Below are 20,587 nucleotides of genomic sequence, written 5' to 3'. Positions count from 1 at the left end.
ATAGGAGCGCGAAACATCCCGCGCCGAAGACCGTTTCGCGCTCCTCAACGTCAGGCCACGACGTACTTCTCGTTCTCGCGGACCCACAGCACGCCGTCGCCCGCTGTGGGTCCTTCCTTCTCGAATTCCTCGGGTACGAGCGACGTCTCGTCGCGCAGCACGATCGCGGTCATGATAGGGGCGGCGGCGAGGTTCTCGCCGTCCACGCGCATCCAGTCGGCCGTGCGACCGGCGAGGTAGATCCAGCCGTCCGCGTCCTTGTAGGCCACCCGGTGAGGATCGCGTTGGAGTGGAACAACGGCATCGACAGGTAGATTACGTCGTCGCTCGTGATCGAGAACTGCGGGACGAGCGTGCTGCCCGAGAACAACACCATCATGTGGGCGAGCATCACCGGCTTCGGATCGTCGCTCGTCCCCGAGGTGAAGATCAACATGAACGGATGGTGGGCCCGACCTTCCGGTACGGCTCGAGCGGACAGGCCCCGTCGACGAGCGCCCGCCACTCGGGGCTCGCGACGTCGAAGACGGCGACGTCGCCGAGATCCAGGCCGTCCAGCAGAGGGGCGTGCTCGGCATCGGTCAGCAGGATCTGGCAGTCCGCACGCAGGATGTCGCGTGCCAGACCCTCACCGCGTCGGGTGTTGTTGAGGCCGACGAGCGGGAAGCCCGCGAGCCCGGCCCCGGCGATCGCGTGGACGACGGCCGCGGTGTTGTTCTCGAACAGGTCACGGAGTGCCTGCTGGACGGTCTCTGCCATGGCTACCTCGGATATATGGAGAACACGTTCTCTTCGCCGTACACGAGTCGTTCGGGTCGCTCGTCGTCGCGTCACAATTCGGTCCGCGAACCCGGTGCGCGTGTGAGGTGGAACGCCTACTCTGAGTTCACCTGCAGCATCGCGGGTGGTGATCGCCGTGCGCCGTCGATCCCGTCCGCGCCGCACCGTTGCCGCCTCACGGCGGCTCGAGGAGGCCCGATGAACGCGGTTGTCGCTCCCGTCAAGCCCACGCGGCCGTATCCGCCGCGTTATCACTCCAAGGGCGCGGTCCTCTACGACCTGATCACCACAACGGACCCGAAGAAGCTCGGACTGATGTACATCTTCACATCGTTCTCGTTCTTCCTGTTCGGTGGTGTGCTCGCCCTGCTGATGCGCGCGGAGCTGGCGGTGCCCGGTCTGCAGTTCCTGTCGAACGAGCAGTACAACCAGCTGTTCACCAACCACGGCGGCATCATGCTGCTGATGTATGCGACGCCGATCGTCTTCGGTTTCGCGAACTACATCCTGCCGCTGCAGATCGGTGCCCCCGACGTCGCCTTCCCGCGCCTGAACGCCTTCAGCTACTGGCTCTTCCTCTTCGGCGCACTCACGGTCGCCTTCGGATTCATCACGCCCGGCGGCGCTGCCGATTTCGGCTGGACGTCCTACATGCCGCTCGCCGACGAGATCCATTCGCCGGGGATCGGCGGCAATCTGTGGTTCCTCGGCCTGATCGTCATGGGTCTCGGTACCATCCTCGGCGGCGTCAACATGATCACCACCGTGGTGTGCATGCGCGCGCCCGGCATGACCATGTTCCGAATGCCGATCTTCACCTGGAACATCTTCATCACGATGATCCTCGTGCTCCTCGTCTTCCCGCTGCTCGCCGCGGCCTTCATGGGTGCCTTCGTCGATCGGGTGATCGGCGGCAACATCTACGACCCCGCGACCGGCGGTGTGCTGCTCTTCCAGCACCTGTTCTGGTTCTTCGGTCACCCCGAGGTGTACGTCATCGCGCTGCCGTTCTTCGGCATCGTCTCGGAGATCTTCCCGGTCTTCTCCCGCAAGCCGATCTTCGGATACAGCGGCCTCGTGTACGCGACCATTGCCATCGCCGCGCTCTCCATCGCGGTGTGGGCGCACCACATGTACGCCACCGGCGCCGTGCTGCTGCCGTACTTCTCGTTCATGACCTTCCTGATCGCCGTCCCGACGGGCGTGAAGTTCTTCAACTGGATCGGCACGATGTGGAAGGGCCAGATCACCTTCGAGACGCCGATGCTGTTCGCGGTCGGCTTCATCGTGACCTTCCTCTTCGGTGGCCTGACCGGTGTCATCCTCGCGAGCCCGCCGCTGGACTTCCACCTGCACGACTCGTACTTCGTGGTCGCGCACTTCCACTACGTGCTCTTCGGCACCATCGTGTTCGCGACCTACGCCGGCATCTACTTCTGGTTCCCGAAGATGACCGGCAGGATGATGGACGAGCAGCTCGGCCGCTGGCACTTCTGGCTGACCTTCATCGGTTTCCACACCACCTTCCTGGTGCAGCACTGGCTCGGTAACGAGGGCATGCCGCGTCGCTACGCCGACTACCTGCCCTCCGACGGGTTCACCACCCTGAACACCATCTCCACCATCGGGGCCTTCGTCGTGGGCGCGTCGACGCTGCCGTTCCTGTGGAACGTCTTCAAGAGCTACCGCTACGGCCAGGTCGTCACGGTCGACGACCCGTGGGGTTACGGCAACTCGCTCGAATGGGCGACGACCTGCCCGCCGCCGCGGCACAACTTCTACGAGCTGCCGCGGATCCGCTCGGAGCGTCCCGCCTTCGAGCTGCACTATCCCGACATGGTCGAGCGGATGCGTGCCGAGGCGCACGTGGGTCCGGGTAGCGACAAGCACGAGGTGAACGTGCTCGAAGGTGCCGACCGCACGCCGGGCGACATCCCCCGGGAGTGATCGACCGCGATAGCTCCGCGCATCGAACGAACCCCGCCGAAGGACGGAGTCGAGCGAACATGACCGCAGTCGAACCCGACGGGAGCGTGCCCGCCGAGGTGGATGTCCTGATCGTCGGTGCCGGTATCTCCGGCATCGGCACGGCCTACCACCTGAAGATGAAGAGACCGGGGACGAGCTTCGCGATCGTCGAGGCGCGTGACGCGCTCGGTGGCACGTGGGACCTGTTCCGATATCCCGGCGTGCGCTCCGACTCCGACCTCCACACCCTCGGGTACGAGTTCAAGCCGTGGCGGAAGAAGCATGCGTACGCCGGAGGCGGCGAGATCCTCGGCTATCTCCACGAGACGGTGGACGAACACGGACTCCGTCCCTACCTGCACCTCGGGCACCGCGTCGTCGGCGCGTCCTTCTCGTCCGATACCGGCAGGTGGACGGTCACGCTCCTGCGCACGAGCGACGACACCATGCTTACGGTGACCTGCTCGTTCTTCTTCTCCGCGACCGGCTACTACGACTACGACGAGGGGTACAGCCCGGAGTTCGAGGGCAGCGACGACTTCCGCGGCACGATCGTCCATCCCCAGCACTGGCCCGAAGATCTCGACTGTGCGGGCAAACGCGTCGTCGTCATCGGCAGTGGCGCCACCGCGGTGACGCTCATTCCCGCCCTGGCCGGCGTCGCCGAGCACGTGACGATGCTGCAGCGCTCTCCGTCCTACGTCCTGGGGTGGCCGAAGGAGAACAAGGTCGCCAACGCGCTGCGACGTGCACTCCCGACAGCGGCGGCCGACCGCGCCGTCCGTTCCCTGAGCATCCGGATGCTGCACGAGATGTACCGGACGAGTCGCCGGGCGCCGAACCTTTTCCGCCGTCTCCTGCGCCTTCGGATGACGAGCGTGCTGCCCGACGACTATCCCGTCGACGTGCACTTCAACCCGTCCTACGACCCGTGGGATCAGCGCCTGTGCGTCGCGACCGACGGTGACCTCTTCCACGCCATCGCCACCGGCGAGGCGTCGGTGGTCACCGATCGGATCGCCCGGTTCACGCCCACGGGGATCGCCCTCGAATCGGGGCGCGAGATCGAGGCCGACGTCATCGTCACCGCGACCGGCCTGAAACTGGTGCCGTTCGGGAGGATCGAAGTCGACGTCGACGGCGTCCCGGTCGACTGGCACGAATGCGTCACCTACAAGGCGACGATGCTCACCGGCGTGCCGAACTTCGCCTTCGCGTTCGGCTACACCAACTCGTCGTGGACCCTCAAGGTCGACCTCACCGGCCATCATCTGTGCCGGTTGCTCGACCACATGGACGACCAGGGCTACGACGTCGTCACCCCGATCTGCGACGATCCGGCCGTCGGCGGAGGGCCGTTCTGGGACCTCACGTCGAACTATCTCCGGCGCTCGGCCGACGTGTTCCCCACATCCGGGGAAGGCGGCCCGTGGTCGATGGAGCAGAACTACTATCTCGACCGCAGACGGCTGCGCCGCGAACCGGTCGACGATCCCGCCCTGCGTTTCACGCGGGTGGCCGAGCCGGCGGGTTCATCGAGCCCAGCAGGTAGCCGGGAACCCCCACCACGAGTGCCCGGGCCGCGCTCGTCACTGCCGCAAGGTCGCTGACACCGAGCACCGTCAGCGATGCCGTCGCCAGCGCTTCGGGGAGCCCGGCGTCGACGTCGCCGTCGTCGGCTCGCATGCCGATGACCGATTCGACGACCCGGAACGGCAGATGGGTGCGAGGATCGCCGTCGCCCACGATCTGCGCCGCCAGGGTCCGGTAGCGCTCCATCAGGTGCCGACGTTCCTCCCGGAACCGATCGAACGGTTCGGTGCGAACCTCCGGAAGGTGGTAGAGCGCACCGAGATTCCATCTGCCCGCGGACAACTGAGCCGTGTCGAACCAGGCGAGTGTGCACAGGCGCACCTCGGGCGGCAGCGCGGGGTCGAGATTGTCGTCGAAGTCGAGGGTCGGTTCGACGGTGTCCTCGAGCAACGCGACGAGGATGTCGTTCTTCGTCGCGAAGTGGTTGTACAGCGATGCCTGCCGGATCCCCACGGCCTCGGCGATCGTGCGTGTCGATGTGGGGGAGAACCCGCGGGTGGTGAACAGCTCCGCGGCGGCGTCGAGGATCTCGGCACGCGCGGTCGGCCCGGGCCGTCGCGGGGCGTGGAGGCGGGGGCGTCCTGGTCCTGCATGGGTCACGCCTCCACTGTGACACGACGAAAGGTGCTGCAGCGCCACCGTCTTCGTGCGTGAAGTTTTTGTCACACGTACGAAACACGCGTCACGGACTCGTTACGCCATGGACATTCCCCGAAGATGCGCGATGGGAAAACTGTCGATCGACAGTTTCCCCGGACCGCCGATCGGAGCACCATGACCGAGACCCTCGCGACCGCCACCACGCACGCTGCTCGTGCCCATGCCCGAGCGCAGGCAGGAACCGTCACCGACGCCATGCCGATCGTCCCGGCATCGTCGTGGCCGGCTCCGCCCAGCGGTCGCGCAGCGTCGATGACCTGGGCCGAGACCGTCCCCGGTGGCCGCTACACCAGCAAGGTCCTCGCCCGCGGCACCCGCCTGCGCCTGCGGGACGTCCACGGCACCGCCTGCGCCAACATCCTCCTGTTCCGCGCCGACGCCCCGCACGAACGGCTCAACGTCGCCGACACGGTGAAGGTGCCGTGGCAGGCCTATCTCGGTGTCGGGCACCCACTGCTCTCCGATCAGGGCCGCGTCCTCGCCACGATCGTCGCCGACACCTCCGGACGCCACGACGCGCTGTGCGGCACCACCCACGTCGCGGGGAACACTGCGAAATACGGTGAGGGATCGCTCCATTCGAGCTCTCCTGCGGGTCGCGAACTGTTCACCGTCGCCGCCGCCAAGCACGACCTGCAACCGCGCGACCTGCCGCCCTCACTGTCCTTCTTCCACGGTGTCCGCGTCGAGGAGGACGGCAGCCTCGTCAGCACCGGCAACGCCGGTCCCGGTGCCGCCGTCGACCTGCTGATCCACCTGCCGGTGATCGCCCTGATCGCCAACACCGCACACCCGCTCGATCCGAATCCCGAGTTCACCACCGGCAGCCTCGAAGTCCTCGCCTGGCGAGCACCCGGCGAACTGAACTCGCTGCCGAACACCGACCCCGAGTGCCAGCGCGCCGTGCTCAACACCGACGACGCCTGGGCCGCCGCCACGTCCGAAACGGAGATCCACCGATGACCATCACCGCCGACACCGCAGACCTCGCCCTCGTTCCCGGTCGCGTCGTCCTCGACGAGATCGTCGGACTCCGTGGCCCGTGGTCGGCCGTCGTCGCCGCCGGCGACGTACTCACCATCGTCGACCTGCACGGCAACCAGGCGGTCGACACCCTCGTCTACGACGCCGCCGACCACACCCGCCGCTACAGTGCCGCTGCCACCGTGGCCGCCCAGCGGAACCTCTTCCTGTCCACCGGTTCGGTGTTACGCGACGCCGACGGTGAGCCGCTGATGACGCTCGTCGCCGACGAGGTGGGCAACCACGACACCGTCGGCGGTGCCTGCTCGCAGGAGTCCAACACCCTCCGCTACGGGCACCACACCAAGCACCAGCACGCCTGCGTCGAGAACTTCCTCATCGAAGGCACCAAGTGGGGACTGGGCAAGCGCGACCTCGTCTCCAACATCAACTTCTTCATGAACGTGCCGGTCGAGGCCGACGGCACCCTCGGCATCGTCGACGGCCTGTCCGCACCCGGCAAGCGACTCGCAATCCGCGCCGAGCGCGACGTGCTCGTCCTCGTCTCCAACTGCCCTCAGATCAACAACCCGTGCAACGGCTTCGACCCCACGCCGGTCCGCATGATCGTCACCCGCGGGGAATGAGGTAGTCATGACCACGAAGATCACCGTCGAACGTCCCGGAATGCTCACGACCGTCCAGGACTATCCCGGACGCACCGGTTACTGGCAGATCGGTGTGCCACCCTCGGGCCCGATGGACGACCTGTCGTTCCGCCTCGGCAACGTCGCGCTCGGCAACGACGAGGGCACCCCCGGTCTCGAGACCGCCATGGCCGGCCCCGCCCTGCGGTTCACGGAGGAAACCGAGGTGTGCGTGACGGGTGCGCCCGTCACCGTGCGCGTCGACGGGGCCGCCGTCCCGCAGTGGCGCCCGGTCACCGTCCCGGCGGGCGGCCTGCTCGACGTCGGAGCTGTCTCCGGGCCGGGGTTGCGCGTCTACGTCCTCATTCGCGGTGGTCTCGACGTTCCCGAATTCCTGGGCAGCGCAGCGACCTTCACGCTCGGAACGTTCGGCGGTCACGAGGGGCGCACGCTGCGCGAGGGTGACGTCCTCGTCGTCGGGGAGAACGCTCCCGGCGCGAGCGCCCCGGTCCCGTCCGAGCACGTGCCCGCACTGAGCACGCGCTGGGAGATCGCGGTCACCGAAGGTCCGCACGGCGCACCGGAATTCTTCACCCGTGCCGACATCGATGCCCTCTACGCCACCGACTACGAGGTGCACTTCAACTCCGACCGCACCGGCGTGCGGCTCATCGGCCCCAAGCCCGAATGGGCGCGCACCGACGGTGGCGAGGCGGGCCTGCACCCGTCGAACATCCACGACAACGCCTACTCCGTCGGCGCACTCGACTTCACCGGCGACACCCCGATCCTGCTCGGCCCCGACGGTCCCAGCCTCGGCGGGTTCGTGTGCCCGGTGACCGTCGTGGCCGCCGACCGTTGGAAGCTCGGCCAACTCGCTCCCGGCAACACGGTCCGGTTCGTGCCCGTGAAGTCGCAGCACACCGCGTCCCGCCGCGAACTCGGCGTCGCGCGTCGCGCCGGACTGTCGCTGGTCACCTCGGCCGGTGGCGACGGTGACGACGGAGTGCTCACCCGCCGTGACGGCCACACCGCCGTCACCTACCGCCGTAGCGGCGACGACAACGTCCTCATCGAGTACGGCGACATGACCCTCGACCTGGCGCTGCGGGCCCGCGTGCACGCGCTGCACCAGCGCCTCGAGGCCGACCGTCCTGCGGGTCTGCTCGAACTCACCCCGGGAATCCGGTCGCTGCAGGTCAAGGTCGACCCCGACGTCCTGCCCGTGCCGACCCTGCTCGGCCTGCTCGGCGAGGTCGAGGACACCATCGGCGACAGCGACGAACTCGAAGTCCCCAGCCGGCAGGTACGACTCCCGCTGTCCTGGGACGACCCGGCGACCCGCGAGGCCATCCAGCGCTACATGCACGGCGTGCGCTCCGACGCCCCGTGGTGCCCGTGGAACATCGAGTTCATCCGCCGCATGAACGGCCTCGACACCGTCGCCGACGTCTTCGACACGGTCTTCGCCGCCGACTACATGGTCCTCGGCCTCGGCGACGTCTACCTCGGCGCCCCGGTCGCGACGCCGCTCGACCCGCGGCACCGCCTCGTCACCACCAAGTACAACCCCGCGCGCACCTGGACCCCCGAGAACGCCGTGGGCATCGGCGGCGCCTACCTGTGCATCTACGGCATGGAAGGCCCCGGCGGCTACCAGTTCGTCGGCCGCACCACCCAGGTGTGGAACCACCGGCACCCGCAGCCGGCCGGCCCGTTCGAGGACGGCACCCCGTGGCTGCTGCGCTTCTTCGACCGCATCTCGTGGTACCCCGTCGATCCCGACGAACTGCTCGATCTGCGAGCGGATCTCGCTGCGGGTCGCGGTGGGGGAGTGGAGATCACCGACGGCACATTCTCCCTGACCGAGCACCGGAAGTTCCTCGCGGACAACGCTGCTTCGATCAGCGGGTTCCAGGCGACGCAGTCCGTCGCCTTCGGCCAGGAACGCGCGCGGTGGAAGGCGGACGGCGTATGACGGCCGCCGAACGGATCCGTCCGGTGGGAACCCGTTTCGAGCGAACACTGTTGGCTCGGCCGGGAGCAATCCCGGACACCACCACCCGCGTCACGTGGCTGCAGGGTGAGCGGTTGTACTGCGACCTGCGACGACCGGCGACACTGCAGACGGTGACGGCCTCTACTCTCGCCGAGATGGAGATCGACGACCTCGTCGCTCTCGCGAGCCAGGACGGATTCGCCGGCCGACTGCTCGACAGCAGCAACCATGTCGAATGGGAACGGGCCGTGTCGTTCCACCCGCTCGGACCGACACCCGACGCCGGCACCCTGGAGGCCCTCGACACCGACACCCTCGTCGAACACGGTGTGTTCGAGGAGTACACCGAGCACTGGCGCATCACGGATGTCTCGCCCGACATCGAGGAGTACCTACTCGAGGACGTCGAGACCGGAGCGACCGCAGTGCTCGTGCGGGTCGGAGAGTGCTTCGCATTCGGGCGGAGTCGCGATCACGCGCTCGGATCCGAACCCCTCGTCGAACAGATCCTCGGCGCAGCGACGGTGTCGGATGCCCGAGCGTTGCTGGACTGCGAGATCGCGGTGGGTCGCATCGAAGACAGCCGGTGGACCATCTCCGCATCGACCCTCCCGTACCGAAGCGGGCGCAATCTCCACCCCGTCTTCGGTCACGAGATCCGCACCCGAGACACAACATTCGACGGAACGTCCATCACCCGTCGGTGGCGTTCCGTCCACCCGACCCCGAGGGGTGACACATGACGTTCACGAGTATTCCCATCGTCGATGTGCATGCGCTGGTGTCCGGCGACGAAACCGGACGCGACGCCGTCGTCGCCGAACTCGGGCGCGCCGCGCGAGAAGTCGGCTTCGCGCAGATCGTCGGACACGGAGTCGACCCCATCCTCGTCGACGGATTGAAGGACGCGGCCGAACGCTTCTTCGCTCTTCCCGACGACGCGAAAATGGATGTGTACATTGGTAATTCCACCAACCACCGCGGCTACGTGCCGCCCGGTGAGGAAGTGTTCGCCGGAGCCACACCGGACCACAAGGAAGCATTCGACCTGTCGATCGACCTTCCGTCCGATCATCCCGAGTATCTCGCCGGCAACCCGCTGCTCGGCCCGAACCAGTGGCCCGACCTGCCGGACTTCGACGAGCCCGTGAATGCGTACTACGAATCCGTCTTCGCTCTGGGACGTGTGTTGTTGCGTGCCTTTGCCGAAGCGCTCGGCGAGGCGGCGGATCGGTTCGACCGCTATGTGACCACGCCGCCTGCTCAGCTTCGAATGATCCACTATCCCTACGATCCCGACGCCTCGGACCGTCCCGGCATCGGTGCCCACACCGACTACGAGGTGTTCACTCTTCTGCTCCCCACGGCGCCGGGACTCGAGGTCCTCAACGCCGACGGCGACTGGATCGACGTGCCCTACCGCGAGGATGCCTTCGTCCTGAATATCGGTGACCTGCTGGAGATCTGGACCAACGGAGTATTTACAGCGACGTCACATCGGGTGCGTAAGGTTGCCGAGGAACGTTACTCGTTCCCCTTGTTCTTCAACGTCGATCACGACACCCGGGTCGACCCGCTGGAGAGGTTCGTCGACGCCGACGGACCGCGCTACGGCGGAGTCACTGCCGGCGAGCACCTGTTCGCCCAGACGGCCCAGAGCTTCACCTATCTCCGCAAGCGGCTCGCCGCGGGCGAGATCACCCTTCCCGACAATGCACGCCCCCTCTACTCGCTCGGACGCGAAGCCCAACGCAGCGCTCCTGCCGTCTGACCCTCTCCATACGGAGCAGCCATGATCATCACCGGTGTCGCCGTGTGCCTCGTCGTTCTCCTCGGGGCCGGCTTCTACTCCACCCGCAAGGTCCGCGGACAGGCCGGGAACTTTCTTCTCGCAGGTCGCTCGCTCGGTGCCCCTGTCCTTGCCGTCCTGCTCATGTCGCAGGTCATCGATTCCAACGCGACCCTCGGTTCCGCCGACCTCGCGGCCGGATTCGGATTCTGGGCGGGTGCGGCGATGCCGCTGGGTGTCGCATCGAGCGTGCTGCTCGTCGGACTGTTCTTCGCGAAGCGCCTACGCGCGACGGGCGTCGTGACCCTGCCCGAGTTCTTCGCCCGCCGCTTCGGCCGCAGCACCGAGATCACCGCGTCCGTGCTCACGGTCGGCAGCTTCGGCATCCTCCTCGCCGGCAACCTCGTCGCCCTGGGCTACCTGCTCCAGTACTTCCTCGGCCTGAACTACACGGCGGCGGTGCTGGTGATCATCCCGTTCGTGCTCGCCTACACGGTGGCCGGCGGCATGTTCGCCAGCGTCTACACCGGCATGGTCCAGTTCGCGATCATGGCCGTCGGTATCGTCTCGCTCCTCGTGTGGACGGCCTTCGGACCCGGCTTCACCCACGGGGACGGCCTCGGCATCGGCGATCTCGGACAGCTCACCGATCCGGCGCAGGGGGCCGCGGTCAACTGGGCCACCATCGTCGCTCTCGGTCTCGGCAACCTCGTCGCGATCGACCTGATGCAGCGCGTGTTCTCCGCCAAGTCCCCGATCGCTGCGCAGCGCGCCTGCTTCTCTGCGGCGACCGGCATTCTCGTCCTGTGTGTGCCGCTGTCCTTCGTGGCCCTTGCTGCCGTGTCGATCGTCGGTGACAGCGCAGCCGACGCCCCGATCCTCTACGTTCTGCTGGGCGAGTACACGCCGCAGTGGTTGTCGATCCTTGTGCTCTCCGGTCTGGTGACGGCTTCGCTGACCACGATCAGTGGTGTGCTGCTGTCCACCGCGACGGTTCTGGTGCGCAACGTCTTCCGCGTAGGCGGCGAGAACGCCGCGATGTCGTCGGACGTCATGAAGGCCACCCGCCTGCTCATGCTGCCGATGGCTGCCTTCGGTGCCCTCGTCGCGCTGCGGGTCCCGCAGACCGGCATCCTGCTCACCCTCACCTTCGACCTGCTGCTCGCCTCGCTGGTAGTGCCGTTCATCCTCGGACTGTTCTGGTCGCGCGGTGACGGTCGCGCTGTGGCTGCCGCAGCGATCGCCGGTATCACGGTGCGCGCCGGCTTCTTCGTCCTCACCCCGACGATCTACGGCGTCGACAACACCCTGCTGTACATCCCGAACTCTCTGGTCACCTCGAGCGTCGACGGCTGGACGACCTTCATCGGCTTCCTCGTCTCGCTGGTCGCGTACGTGACCGTGGCGCTGGTGCGCAGCCCGGTCCCCGCGATCACGGCGCCGGAGCCCGTCGTCGTCCCCGTGAAGCAGCCGGCTGCGGTGTAGTTCGCGCGCCGAACCGGGGTTCGCCACCGCAACACGCGGGGCGAGCCCCGGTTCACCGCGTCAGCTTCGCAGCACGACGCGCAGCTTGCCGCAGTCTCTCCGCCACGACGTCGAACCGCTCGAGTTCCGCCCAGGTCCAGCGCACCACCTCGTAGCCCGCGTCGCGGATCGCGTCCTGCCGGAGCTTCTCGTCGAACACGTCGCGCGGAGCGGAATACTTGATCCGTCCGTCGAACTCTCCGACGACGCCGTTCTCCCAGAAGAAGTCGACGCGATAGCGTCGACCGTTTCCACCCACGATCTCGTACTGGAGGATCGGCCGCGGGAGGCCCGCCTCCGCAATACGTAGACGCGACAGCGACTCTCCTGCACTCTCGCTCCGACCGTCCAGGAACGGAACGACGGCGCGGGCCTTCGCGAGACCGTGCCTGTGTCCGGATCCGGCGAGCACCCGGAGCAAGTCCGCCGCGGCGTCCGGATACAGTCGCAGAGCCGAGTCACCCACGACGACGGCCTGATCTCTCGGCAACGTCCGGGCGAGGTCGACGACCGTCCGGGCGACCGATGTCACCGGCAGGCCGTCGAGGAGAACGACGTCGTCACCGACTTCGGTCGGGTGCACATGGATCTGCGACGTCATCCGCCCGTGCCGGTGCGGTGGCCTGGAGACGTGTACGTGTTCGAGCGAGGCCTTCCACAGATCCAGCCCATGAAGGGACGCCGCAGAGACGTGGCTCAGGACCGATCCTGCGGAGAGTTGCCGACCGAGATGCCGTGCCCGGACCCGGTGCACCCCGACCTCGCCGAGCGCCTCGACGTCCGATCGGTGCAAGAACATACCGCGTCCGAGGCGGACGAGGTCTCCGGCCCTGGTTGCTCTGCGGATGTCGTTGTCGGACATGCCGGATTCCGTCAGTGTCGCGGTCGTGAGTATAGGTGGATCGCCCATGAGTCGATCGTCGCAGCCCGTGCGGGTGCCGAAACGCCGCAGAAAGGCCACAGGCGCATTCTGTGGATGAATGCTTCCTCTGTGGAGAACCCGTGCCCTACAGCAGTTCGCCCGCCGAACCGTACTTCGCCCGTGCTATAGGCGGGGTGAAGTGCGGTTCGGCGGGCGAGGTTCTGCCGAGTATCCGTGTTCGCTCACTATGCGCGGATCGATGAAGCCACCCCGACCGACGTCTCCCAGAACCGCGCATAGCGGCCGCTGCGACGCACCAGCTCTTCGTGGATTCCCTGCTCGACGATCTGCTCGGATGGCACCCTCACCGCCGGTACCCCTCACACCCTCCCGGTGTACCCGAGCGACGAGATCGACACCGTGCTGCGGGATGCGCTGGGTACCGGTGCTCCTGTCGATCAGAATTATGATCCAGATCACCGATGAAGGTCGGATTGTTCGTTTCCGCAGGTCACCACGTAGTAACGGACTGTTCTCCGCAGGTTCGGGGTCTCTATGTGAGCCGGAAGTCGTGGAGCCGTAGAAATACACTCGCTACCGTTGAAAGCGACGAAGTGCCCCGAAACGGGCGAATGGAAGTGAGAAATCATGGGCAGTTCTCCGGCCCCTGAACGAATTGCCGAATACCCCAGACCTTCGCACACGCTGCTCCACCTCACCGACACCCACCTCGTCGGTGGAGACGAACTCCTCTACGGCACCGTCGACGCCGACACCCGCCTCGGCCTGATCCTCGACGACATCCGTGCCTCCCGGGTCCGACCCGACGCCCTGGTGTTCACCGGCGACCTCGCCGATCGCGGCCAGCCCGACGCCTACCGCAAGCTCCGCGGACTCGTCGAACCACTGGCCGCAGCGCTCGACGCCGAGATCGTGTGGGCGATGGGCAACCACGACGACCGCGCGACCTTCCGTGAAGAGCTGCTCGACGAAGCGCCTCTCGGCGCACCGATCGACGCCGTCCACACCGTGGGCGGACTTCGGATCGTCAGCCTCGACACCTCGGTCCCGGGCCATCACCACGGTGAGGTGACCGACGACCAGCTCGCCTGGCTCGCCGACGAACTCTCGACACCCGTCCCGTTCGGTACCGTTCTCGCACTGCATCATCCGCCCGTGCCGAGCGTGTTCGACATGGCTGTCCTCGTCGAACTGCGCGACCAGGCCGGTCTCGCCGAAGTGCTGCGCGGCACCGATGTCCGCGCCATCCTCGGCGGTCACCTGCACTACTCGACCTCGGCCACGTTCGCGGGCATCCCGGTGTCCGTCGCCTCGTCGACCTGCTACACGCAGGACCTGAACGTCCCGGTCGGTTCGCAGCGCGGGCACGACGGCGCGCAGGGTTTCAACCTCGTGCACGTCTATCCCGACACGATCGTGCACTCCGTGGTGCCCAGCGGAAGTTACGCCACCGCCGGGCAGCCCCACACGGCCGAGGACGCGGCGCGGCGTCTGGCCGAAGCCGGCATCCGCATCCCCGAGAACCCCGACCTCACCGTTCGGATCTAACCGACGTCCGGTCGGCCCGGGTGGCCGGTCTCCCAGGGTGCCGGGATCGGGTAGTACCGCTCCAGGAACTGCGTGACCTTCGCGGTGCGCAGCTCCAGGTCGACCTCGGGCGTGCTGCCGTCGTTGAGGCAGAACAGGTCGAGATTGCGGCGCGCCAGGATCGTGTCCAGATGTCGCAGACCGGACTTCACAGTGGTGTCGACGTACTCCACCTTCGCCGTGGTCTGCTGCACCGCGCGGCCGGTCAGCAGCGTGTAGTAGTGGTAGAAGGAGTTCGTCACCGAGATGTTGTCGGCCGCCCGGAACGGGCTCGCCGCCGTCGCAGCGAACTCGTCCCCGAACTCGCGTTCCATCTCCGCCATGATCGACCTGCGCAACGGGACCGGGGTGTGTTCGAGGTGCCGAGTGATGGTGACCCCGAAGCGATCCTGCAGGAGCTTGCGGTTCATGCGGGCGGAGTTCTCGAATCCGCTGCGCGACGGGTCGTTCCGACCCAGCCCGATCCGCACGTCGCACTCGATGAACTTGCTGACACCCCCGCCGGAGAAGAACAGGCTCGGGCTCACCCGGCGACCGAAGAACATGTCGTCGTTCGAGTACAGGAAGTGCTCGGACAGCCCCGGGATGTGGTGCAGTTGCGACTCGACCGCCATCGAGTTGTAGGTGGGCAGCGCTGACGGGTCGGCGAAGAACTCCTCGCTCCGCACGAACGTCACACGCGGGTCGTCGGCGAGCCACGCCGGTCGCGGCGAGTCGGTGGCGACGAAGATCCGCCGCACCCACGGCGCGTACATGTGGACCGAACGCAGGGCGTACTTGAGTTCGTTGATCTGCCGGTAGCGCGCCGGCGTGTCGTCACCTTCGCCGACGACGTAGTTCTGCATCAGCTTTGCGCGCTTGGCCTGGAACGACTTCGACGACCCGTCCACCCACGAGAACACGAGGTCGATCTCGAACGGGATGTCGCCGGGGTGGCGGTCGAACATGCCCTCGATCGTGGGCCACAGCTGTCCGTACCGCTCGACCGTCGTCCGGCGCATCTCGTCGCGCAGGGCGACCGTGCGGGTGAGGGCGTTCGGACGAGGCATGATCACCTCGTCGTCGGTGTAGGTCCACAGCTCGATGTCCACACCGTTCGACGCGCCGTACCGCAACCCGCTGGTCAGCTCGACGCGCGGGCGGAACAGCCGGAACACCCGGTCCTTCCTGTCGCGCGAGAGCCGACCGTCCGCCACCGGAACCGGGCGTCGCTTGGAGCCGACAGCCTTCGAGTAGAACGGCTCGTCGGCGCATCCCTCGGCGAGCGCGGCACGCAATCTCTTCCGATCGGCACGGTCGATCGCCAGGATCGGGCGGTCGCTGTCGTCGCGGACGAGCAGGTAGTCGATGTGCGCCCGGTCGAGGGCGCGGCGCAGGAGCAGTACGTCCTCGATCTGCGCTTCGTCGGGCGTCGTGGTGGTGATGGGGATCGCGTAGCGATCCTCGAACCATACGACGTCCTCGTGGCGCGCGGGTCCGCGGACCGGGGCACGGTCGAACGGCGGGGCGTCTCCGACCTGCTGGGAAAGGGAGACGTAGGGAGCGTTGTAGGGGGCCGGCGTGTGCGTCGGAATCTCCTTTCACGGGTCGGGGCAGGAAAGGCTCATTTTAACGCCGATCTGAGCTAAGTTCCCGGGTCGGTGATGTGACGATCCGATGAATGCCGACGCCGACAGTCTCGACGGGGTCGAGATCCCGAGGTGTAACCTGTGCGCAGGACTCGACACGGGGTGCCGGACACGGCTGAGAGAACACCCGTCGAACCTGATCTCGATTATGCGAGCGAAGGGATGCCGAGCCGGCGACAGGCCTGAGGTCTGTCGCCCTCACGCACCCTTCCCGACACAGGGAAGGCACAGAAGATGTCATTGCAGAACCAGGTCGTCCTCGTCACCGGTGCCGGTCGCGGCCTCGGCCACAGCATCGCGCAGGCGTTCGCCGACGAAGGAGCCGCCGTCGTTCTCGACTACCGGCGCAGCGGCGAGAGCGCGCACGAACTGGCCGACAAGATCGGACCCGAGCGGGCCGTCGCTCTGAAGGCCGATGTCACCGACCGCGCCGACGTCGAGTCGCTGTTCGCGCGGGCCCGCGAGCACTTCGGGCGACCCGTCACCACGGTCGTCAACAACGCCCTGCCCGACTTCTCGTTCAACGGCGACGCCCGCGCCAAGGCGGACGAGATCGGATACGCCGAATTCGGTGCCCAGTTCGACGGGGTCGTCGGTGGTGCCGTCAACGTCATCCAGGCCGCGCTGCCGGGCATGCGGGAAGCCGGCGGCGGCAGCGTCGTCAACATCGGCACCAATCTGTTCCAGCATCCCGTCGTCCCGTACCACGACTACACCGCCGCCAAGGCCGCGCTGTTGTCGCTGACCCGCACCTTCGCCGCCGACCTCGGCCCCGACGGGATCCGCGTCAACATGGTCTCCGGCGGTCTGCTGCGCACGACCGACGCATCGTCGGCGACCCCCGAAGCGGTGTTCGACCTCATCGCGTCGTCGACGCCGCTCCGGAAGGTCACCACCCCCGAGGATTTCGCGGCCGCGGTGCTGTTCTTCGCATCCGACTGGTCGCGGGCCGTCACCGGGCAGAACCTGGTGGTCGACGGAGGACTGGTGATGAACTGATGCCCGGACCACGCACCCTCCACCTCAACGCCTTCCTCTACGGCGTCGGGCACCACTCGTCGGCATGGCGGCATCCCGACTCCGCGGTCGAACGCATCGGCGACATCACGTATTTCGAGGAACTCGCACGCACCGCCGAACGCGGATGTCTCGACGCGGTGTTCTTCGCCGACGGTCACAGCGTCAACCCGAAGTACACAGCGGGCACCACCTGGTTCCTCGAACCGCTCACCACACTGTCGGCGATGGCCCGCGCGACCGAGCGCATCGGTCTGGTCACCACCGTTTCTGCAAGCTTCTTCACGCCGTTCCACGCGGCACGGATGCTGGCCTCACTCGACCACATCAGTGGTGGCCGCGTAGGAGCCAACATCGTCACCTCGATGTTCGACGAGGAAGCGCGCAACCACGGATTCGACGCGCTCCCGCCGCACACGGAGCGATATGCCCGGGCGGAAGAGTTCATCGAAGTGCTGTGCGCACTGTGGGATTCGTGGGACGACGGCGGTGTCCTCGTCGACCGGGCCGGCGGCAGGTTCCTGGACTCCTCCGCGATCCGTCCGATCCATCACCGGGGCAAGCACTTCCGCGTCGACGGTCCCCTGACCGTGCCGCGGTGCCCGCAAGGCCGACCCGTGCTGTTCCAGGCGGGGGCGTCGGAGACCGGGCGCAACCTGGCGGCCCGCCACGCCGAGGCCGTCTACTCGGTCGCGTGGGACATGACCGCGGCGCTCGAGTACGCCACCGACCTGCGTGCACGCATCGCCTCCGTGGGCAGGGACGCCGGTTCGGTCGCCATCCTGCCCGGGCTCGTGACCTACGTCGGTCGCAGCGAGGAGGAGGCGTGGGCGAAGAAGGCGGAACTCGATGCGCTCCTCGACGTAGATGCTGCCATCACCCAGCTCGGCGTGTTCACGGGTCAGGACTACACCGGCCACGACCTCGACGCCCCCGTCGCCGACCTGCCACCCATCGAGGAGTTCAGCGGGCCGCAGGGTCGGTACGCGACGGTGCAGCGCATCATCGAGACACGCCGCCCGACCTTGCGCGAGCTGCTCGGTTACCTCGCAGCGGGTGGTGGCCACGCGACGATGATCGGCACCCCCGAATCCGTCGCCGACAGCATCGAGGAATGGTTCACCGCGGGCGCCTGCGACGGTTTCAACCTGATGTGTCCCGCCTATCCGGATTCCCTCGACGACTTCGTCGACCTCGTGGTCCCGGAACTGCAGCGCCGCGGCCTGTTCCGGACCGAATACCCCGGGTCGACCCTGCGCGACTCGCTCGGTCTGAAGGCGGTGTAACAGAGCGCGAACCGGTCATCGGAGCGGGTTGTAGAGCGCACCGATGACCGTTTCGCGCTCTGGAGCTCCCGACGACGGTACGAGCGAGCGACGTGACGCGCAGACCGTCCACGTCGACGACGTCGCCGTCCAGGTCGGCGGTGTGGATGTGCAGATCGTCGCTCGCCCGGCAGCTGCGCGTCGGCGGACGCGCGACGTGGATGCGGCCCAGCGGCGCGTCCCACACGTCGAGGCCGTGGACGACCGCGGCCGTCACATGACCGAGCGCCTCGTCGGCGTCGAGACGGGAAGCGACGAGGCGTGCCCGGGCGAGGTGAACTCCGGCGGGGCCGAGGCCGTGCCTGCCCACCGGACGCCGGTACGATCAGCCTCCCGGCGTCGGCGCGGGTGCGCTCTCCTCTGCGTCGGGAGCGCGTGCCGGATCGTCCGGCGCCTGATAATCGGAGCCGTAGAAGATCGGCAGGATGCCCTTGACGAGGGTCAGCGCCGAACCTTCACCCGACGGCACCGTCGACAGATTCGTGGCGATGACGATCGTCAGATCGGTGTCCGGGTCGTGGCCCATGAAGGTCATGAAGCCAGGAAGCTGCCCGTCGTGTCCGAGCAGCGGACCGAACCGGGCCATGCCGAGCCCGTATCCGGCGGTTCCCCCGCCCACCGACTGCACGCTGTCGAGCCGGGTCTGCTGCATCTGTTGGTCGAGCAACCCACCGTCGACCAGCGCCTTCACATAGCTGGTCATGTCGTCGACGGTGGAGATCGCAGCGCCCGCCGTCCACGCCCAGGAGGGATTGTCGTCGGTCACGTCGTTCGGCTTCAGTGTTCCTGCGACCGCCGCGGCCTGCTGGTCGTCCGGCAGTTCGAAGGTGTCGATGGTGGAGACGTTGGTGCCGAACATGTAGCCCTGCGGATGCGGATCCGGGATCGACGCGTCCTCGATCGCCGGGAACGAGGTGTTCCCGAGTTCGAGCGGAGCGAAAATGCGCTCGTCGAACGTATCCGCCACCGGCATGCCCGTCAGTTTCTCGATGACGAGTCCGAGCAGCACCGTATTGGTGTTGCTGTATTCGAACTGTTCCCCGGGCGGGAAGTTCACGGGTCGAGAGAACGCGATCTGCAGCAACTCCTCCTGCGTCCACGCTTTCTCGGGTTCGCGGTCCAGTGTCGCGTTGAACTCCGGGTCGAAGGTGTAGCTGTACAGGCCGCTCCGCATCTCGGCGAGCTGAGCGATGGTGATCGTGTCGCCGTTCGGGACACCGTCGATGTACTTCGAGACCGGGTCCTCGAGCGACATGCGACCTTCCTGCACCAATTGCAGGATGGCGGTGACGGTCATCGTCTTCGTGTTGCTGCCGATACGGACATGGTCGTCGGCGGAGATCGGATCGTCGGTGTCGAGGGTGGACGTGCCGAAGGTACCGGTCCAGTCACCGCGGTCGGGGGAGCTGATCTGTATCACCGCGCCGGGAATGGCGTTGTCGCGCATCAACTGGTCGATGGTGGATTCCAACTCGGCCACGTACGCGGGTTGCGCTTGATCCGCCGGGGTGGAGGAAGGATCCGTACCGGACTCGGTGTCGCCGGAGCTACACGCCGAGGTTGCCAGTAGGGCGACCGCCGTGATCGACGCTGCGAGTGTCTTCATAGGTCGTCTGCTTTCGGGATCTGAGGCCCAGAGAACGGGGTTTCTGTGATGTTGTCACGGAATTCGTGTATTTCCCGATGTGGAGACGAATTTTCACCCTCTCGAAGGAGGGCGGTCGATTTTCGAATGCGGAGAGCGATCAGATCTTTCCGAGATCCGGTGCCACGGCCTTCTGCATGTCCTCGTACGCGCGGTCGGCGTCGAGCGTGGGCGCGATGATGAGCAGGCGGAGACGGAGTTCGCCGCTGCCGTAGACGTACATCAGGCCGGAAGGTTGATCCGGAGCGGGGCCGACGATGTCGATTCCGTCCGGAGCATCGATGCCTCGCTGGGACACGCTGAGCGCATTCCAGTCGAACGCGATCCGCTCGGTTCGTCCCAGGCGTGGGGTCAGTGCGGACACCAGATCGTGCAACTCGGCGGTGAGATTGTCGCCTCGCGGCCACCATGCACCGTCGACGCCGGGGGAGTGCTCATCGGGGTCGCGGAGAAGCAGACGCACCGTGCGAGTCGGGACGTCGAAGGGCTGTCCGCCGTCGGCGGCGGCCTGGAAACGTCCCAGGCCGCGGCCGGTGAACGGGTGTCGTGGGCTTTCTGTCATGTCACACTCCGGTGCGG

Annotated in this window: 20 protein-coding genes and 1 riboswitch; of the genes, 11 read left to right on the top strand and 9 right to left on the bottom strand. The window is 66.9% G+C overall.

The window, feature by feature from the left end:
• Window positions 1-50: 50 nt before the first annotated feature.
• The 3 genes from BLV31_RS25580 to BLV31_RS25570 are packed head-to-tail and all read right to left on the bottom strand — an operon-like array spanning window position 51 to window position 759.
• Window positions 51-269, bottom strand: coding sequence for a hypothetical protein (locus BLV31_RS25580; protein ID WP_006553967.1), 219 nt, complete (start codon window positions 267-269; stop codon window positions 51-53).
• On the bottom strand, window positions 170-436 hold the full coding sequence (locus BLV31_RS25575) for an AMP-binding protein (RefSeq protein WP_230810126.1): 267 nt from the start codon (window positions 434-436) through the stop codon (window positions 170-172). Before BLV31_RS25575 ends, BLV31_RS25580 begins: the two co-directional genes overlap by 100 nt.
• Window positions 430-759, bottom strand: coding sequence for a hypothetical protein (locus BLV31_RS25570; RefSeq protein WP_064060106.1), 330 nt, complete (start codon window positions 757-759; stop codon window positions 430-432). Before BLV31_RS25570 ends, BLV31_RS25575 begins: the two co-directional genes overlap by 7 nt.
• Before the next feature lie 219 nt (window positions 760-978).
• Between BLV31_RS25570 and ctaD the strand changes: the two genes are divergently transcribed.
• Together ctaD and BLV31_RS18640 are read left to right on the top strand one after the other, a co-directional pair.
• Window positions 979-2,727, top strand: a complete 1,749-nt coding sequence (gene ctaD, locus BLV31_RS18645) for an aa3-type cytochrome oxidase subunit I (RefSeq protein WP_024103513.1) — start codon at window positions 979-981, stop codon at window positions 2,725-2,727.
• 59 nt (window positions 2,728-2,786) lie between these two features.
• Entirely contained in the window at window positions 2,787-4,358 is a 1,572-nt protein-coding gene (locus BLV31_RS18640) for a flavin-containing monooxygenase (protein ID WP_064060105.1), read from the top strand.
• Here the strand turns inward: BLV31_RS18640 and BLV31_RS18635 are convergent.
• A complete protein-coding gene (locus tag BLV31_RS18635) occupies window positions 4,255-4,941 on the bottom strand; it encodes a TetR/AcrR family transcriptional regulator (protein WP_071934601.1) in 687 nt (228 codons plus the stop codon). The two genes, BLV31_RS18640 and BLV31_RS18635, sit on opposite strands and share 104 nt — an antisense overlap.
• Before the next feature lie 174 nt (window positions 4,942-5,115).
• On the opposite strand from BLV31_RS18635, the gene BLV31_RS18630 reads away from it, so the two are divergent.
• Genes BLV31_RS18630 through BLV31_RS18605 form a run of 6 tightly spaced genes read left to right on the top strand, consistent with a single transcriptional unit; the run spans window position 5,116 to window position 11,884 of the window.
• Window positions 5,116-5,964, top strand: a complete 849-nt coding sequence (locus BLV31_RS18630; RefSeq protein ID WP_024103516.1) for an urea amidolyase associated protein UAAP1 — start codon at window positions 5,116-5,118, stop codon at window positions 5,962-5,964.
• Window positions 5,961-6,611, top strand: a complete 651-nt coding sequence (locus tag BLV31_RS18625) for an urea amidolyase associated protein UAAP2 (protein WP_064060103.1) — start codon at window positions 5,961-5,963, stop codon at window positions 6,609-6,611. The genes BLV31_RS18630 and BLV31_RS18625 overlap by 4 nt, the downstream gene beginning before the upstream one ends.
• Window positions 6,612-6,618: 7 nt before the next feature.
• On the top strand, window positions 6,619-8,589 hold the full coding sequence (locus tag BLV31_RS18620) for a 5-oxoprolinase/urea amidolyase family protein (protein ID WP_006550406.1): 1,971 nt from the start codon (window positions 6,619-6,621) through the stop codon (window positions 8,587-8,589).
• Window positions 8,586-9,353, top strand: coding sequence for a hypothetical protein (locus tag BLV31_RS18615; RefSeq protein WP_064060102.1), 768 nt, complete (start codon window positions 8,586-8,588; stop codon window positions 9,351-9,353). Before BLV31_RS18620 ends, BLV31_RS18615 begins: the two co-directional genes overlap by 4 nt.
• Complete coding sequence (locus tag BLV31_RS18610) at window positions 9,350-10,381, top strand: isopenicillin N synthase family dioxygenase (protein ID WP_039586230.1); 1,032 nt, start codon at window positions 9,350-9,352, stop codon at window positions 10,379-10,381. The genes BLV31_RS18615 and BLV31_RS18610 overlap by 4 nt, the downstream gene beginning before the upstream one ends.
• A 21-nt stretch (window positions 10,382-10,402) precedes the next feature.
• A complete protein-coding gene (locus tag BLV31_RS18605; protein ID WP_064060101.1) occupies window positions 10,403-11,884 on the top strand; it encodes a high affinity choline transporter 1 in 1,482 nt (493 codons plus the stop codon).
• Window positions 11,885-11,936: 52 nt separating this feature from the next.
• Here the strand turns inward: BLV31_RS18605 and BLV31_RS18600 are convergent, their stop codons facing one another.
• Window positions 11,937-12,833, bottom strand: coding sequence for a type IV toxin-antitoxin system AbiEi family antitoxin domain-containing protein (locus tag BLV31_RS18600; protein WP_064060119.1), 897 nt, complete (start codon window positions 12,831-12,833; stop codon window positions 11,937-11,939).
• 197 nt (window positions 12,834-13,030) lie between these two features.
• Entirely contained in the window at window positions 13,031-13,153 is a 123-nt protein-coding gene (locus BLV31_RS25735) for a hypothetical protein (RefSeq protein ID WP_255312760.1), read from the bottom strand.
• A 280-nt stretch (window positions 13,154-13,433) separates the two neighbouring features.
• On the opposite strand from BLV31_RS25735, the gene BLV31_RS18595 reads away from it, so the two are divergent.
• Window positions 13,434-14,354: a phosphodiesterase gene (locus BLV31_RS18595; protein WP_064060100.1), complete on the top strand. Its 921-nt coding sequence runs from the start codon at window positions 13,434-13,436 to the stop codon at window positions 14,352-14,354.
• Here the strand turns inward: BLV31_RS18595 and BLV31_RS18590 are convergent.
• Entirely contained in the window at window positions 14,351-15,823 is a 1,473-nt protein-coding gene (locus BLV31_RS18590) for a stealth family protein (protein WP_064060099.1), read from the bottom strand. The genes BLV31_RS18595 and BLV31_RS18590 overlap by 4 nt on opposite strands.
• Before the next feature lie 286 nt (window positions 15,824-16,109).
• Window positions 16,110-16,201, top strand: a riboswitch (TPP riboswitch).
• Between the two features lie 54 nt (window positions 16,202-16,255).
• Between BLV31_RS18590 and BLV31_RS18585 the strand changes: the two genes are divergently transcribed.
• Both BLV31_RS18585 and BLV31_RS18580 read left to right on the top strand, forming a co-directional pair.
• Window positions 16,256-17,020, top strand: coding sequence for a 3-oxoacyl-ACP reductase (locus BLV31_RS18585; protein WP_033097362.1), 765 nt, complete (start codon window positions 16,256-16,258; stop codon window positions 17,018-17,020).
• Window positions 17,020-18,324, top strand: a complete 1,305-nt coding sequence (locus BLV31_RS18580; RefSeq protein ID WP_064060098.1) for an LLM class flavin-dependent oxidoreductase — start codon at window positions 17,020-17,022, stop codon at window positions 18,322-18,324. Before BLV31_RS18585 ends, BLV31_RS18580 begins: the two co-directional genes overlap by 1 nt.
• Window positions 18,325-18,688: 364 nt before the next feature.
• Here BLV31_RS18580 and BLV31_RS18575 read toward each other — a convergent pair whose 3' ends face one another.
• Both BLV31_RS18575 and BLV31_RS18570 read right to left on the bottom strand, forming a co-directional pair.
• Window positions 18,689-19,969 (bottom strand): serine hydrolase domain-containing protein, encoded by a 1,281-nt coding sequence (locus BLV31_RS18575; protein WP_064060097.1) that lies wholly within the window; start codon window positions 19,967-19,969, stop codon window positions 18,689-18,691.
• A gap of 139 nt (window positions 19,970-20,108) precedes the next feature.
• Window positions 20,109-20,570 (bottom strand): DUF5994 family protein, encoded by a 462-nt coding sequence (locus BLV31_RS18570; RefSeq protein ID WP_064060096.1) that lies wholly within the window; start codon window positions 20,568-20,570, stop codon window positions 20,109-20,111.
• Between the last annotated feature and the right edge of the window lie 17 nt (window positions 20,571-20,587).

It is taken from the genome of Rhodococcus pyridinivorans (genome assembly GCF_900105195.1).
Taxonomy (GTDB): Bacteria; Actinomycetota; Actinomycetes; order Mycobacteriales; family Mycobacteriaceae; genus Rhodococcus; species Rhodococcus pyridinivorans.
Note: the sequence above shows the minus strand (reverse complement) of the source record. Positions and strands in the feature narration are given on the sequence as shown.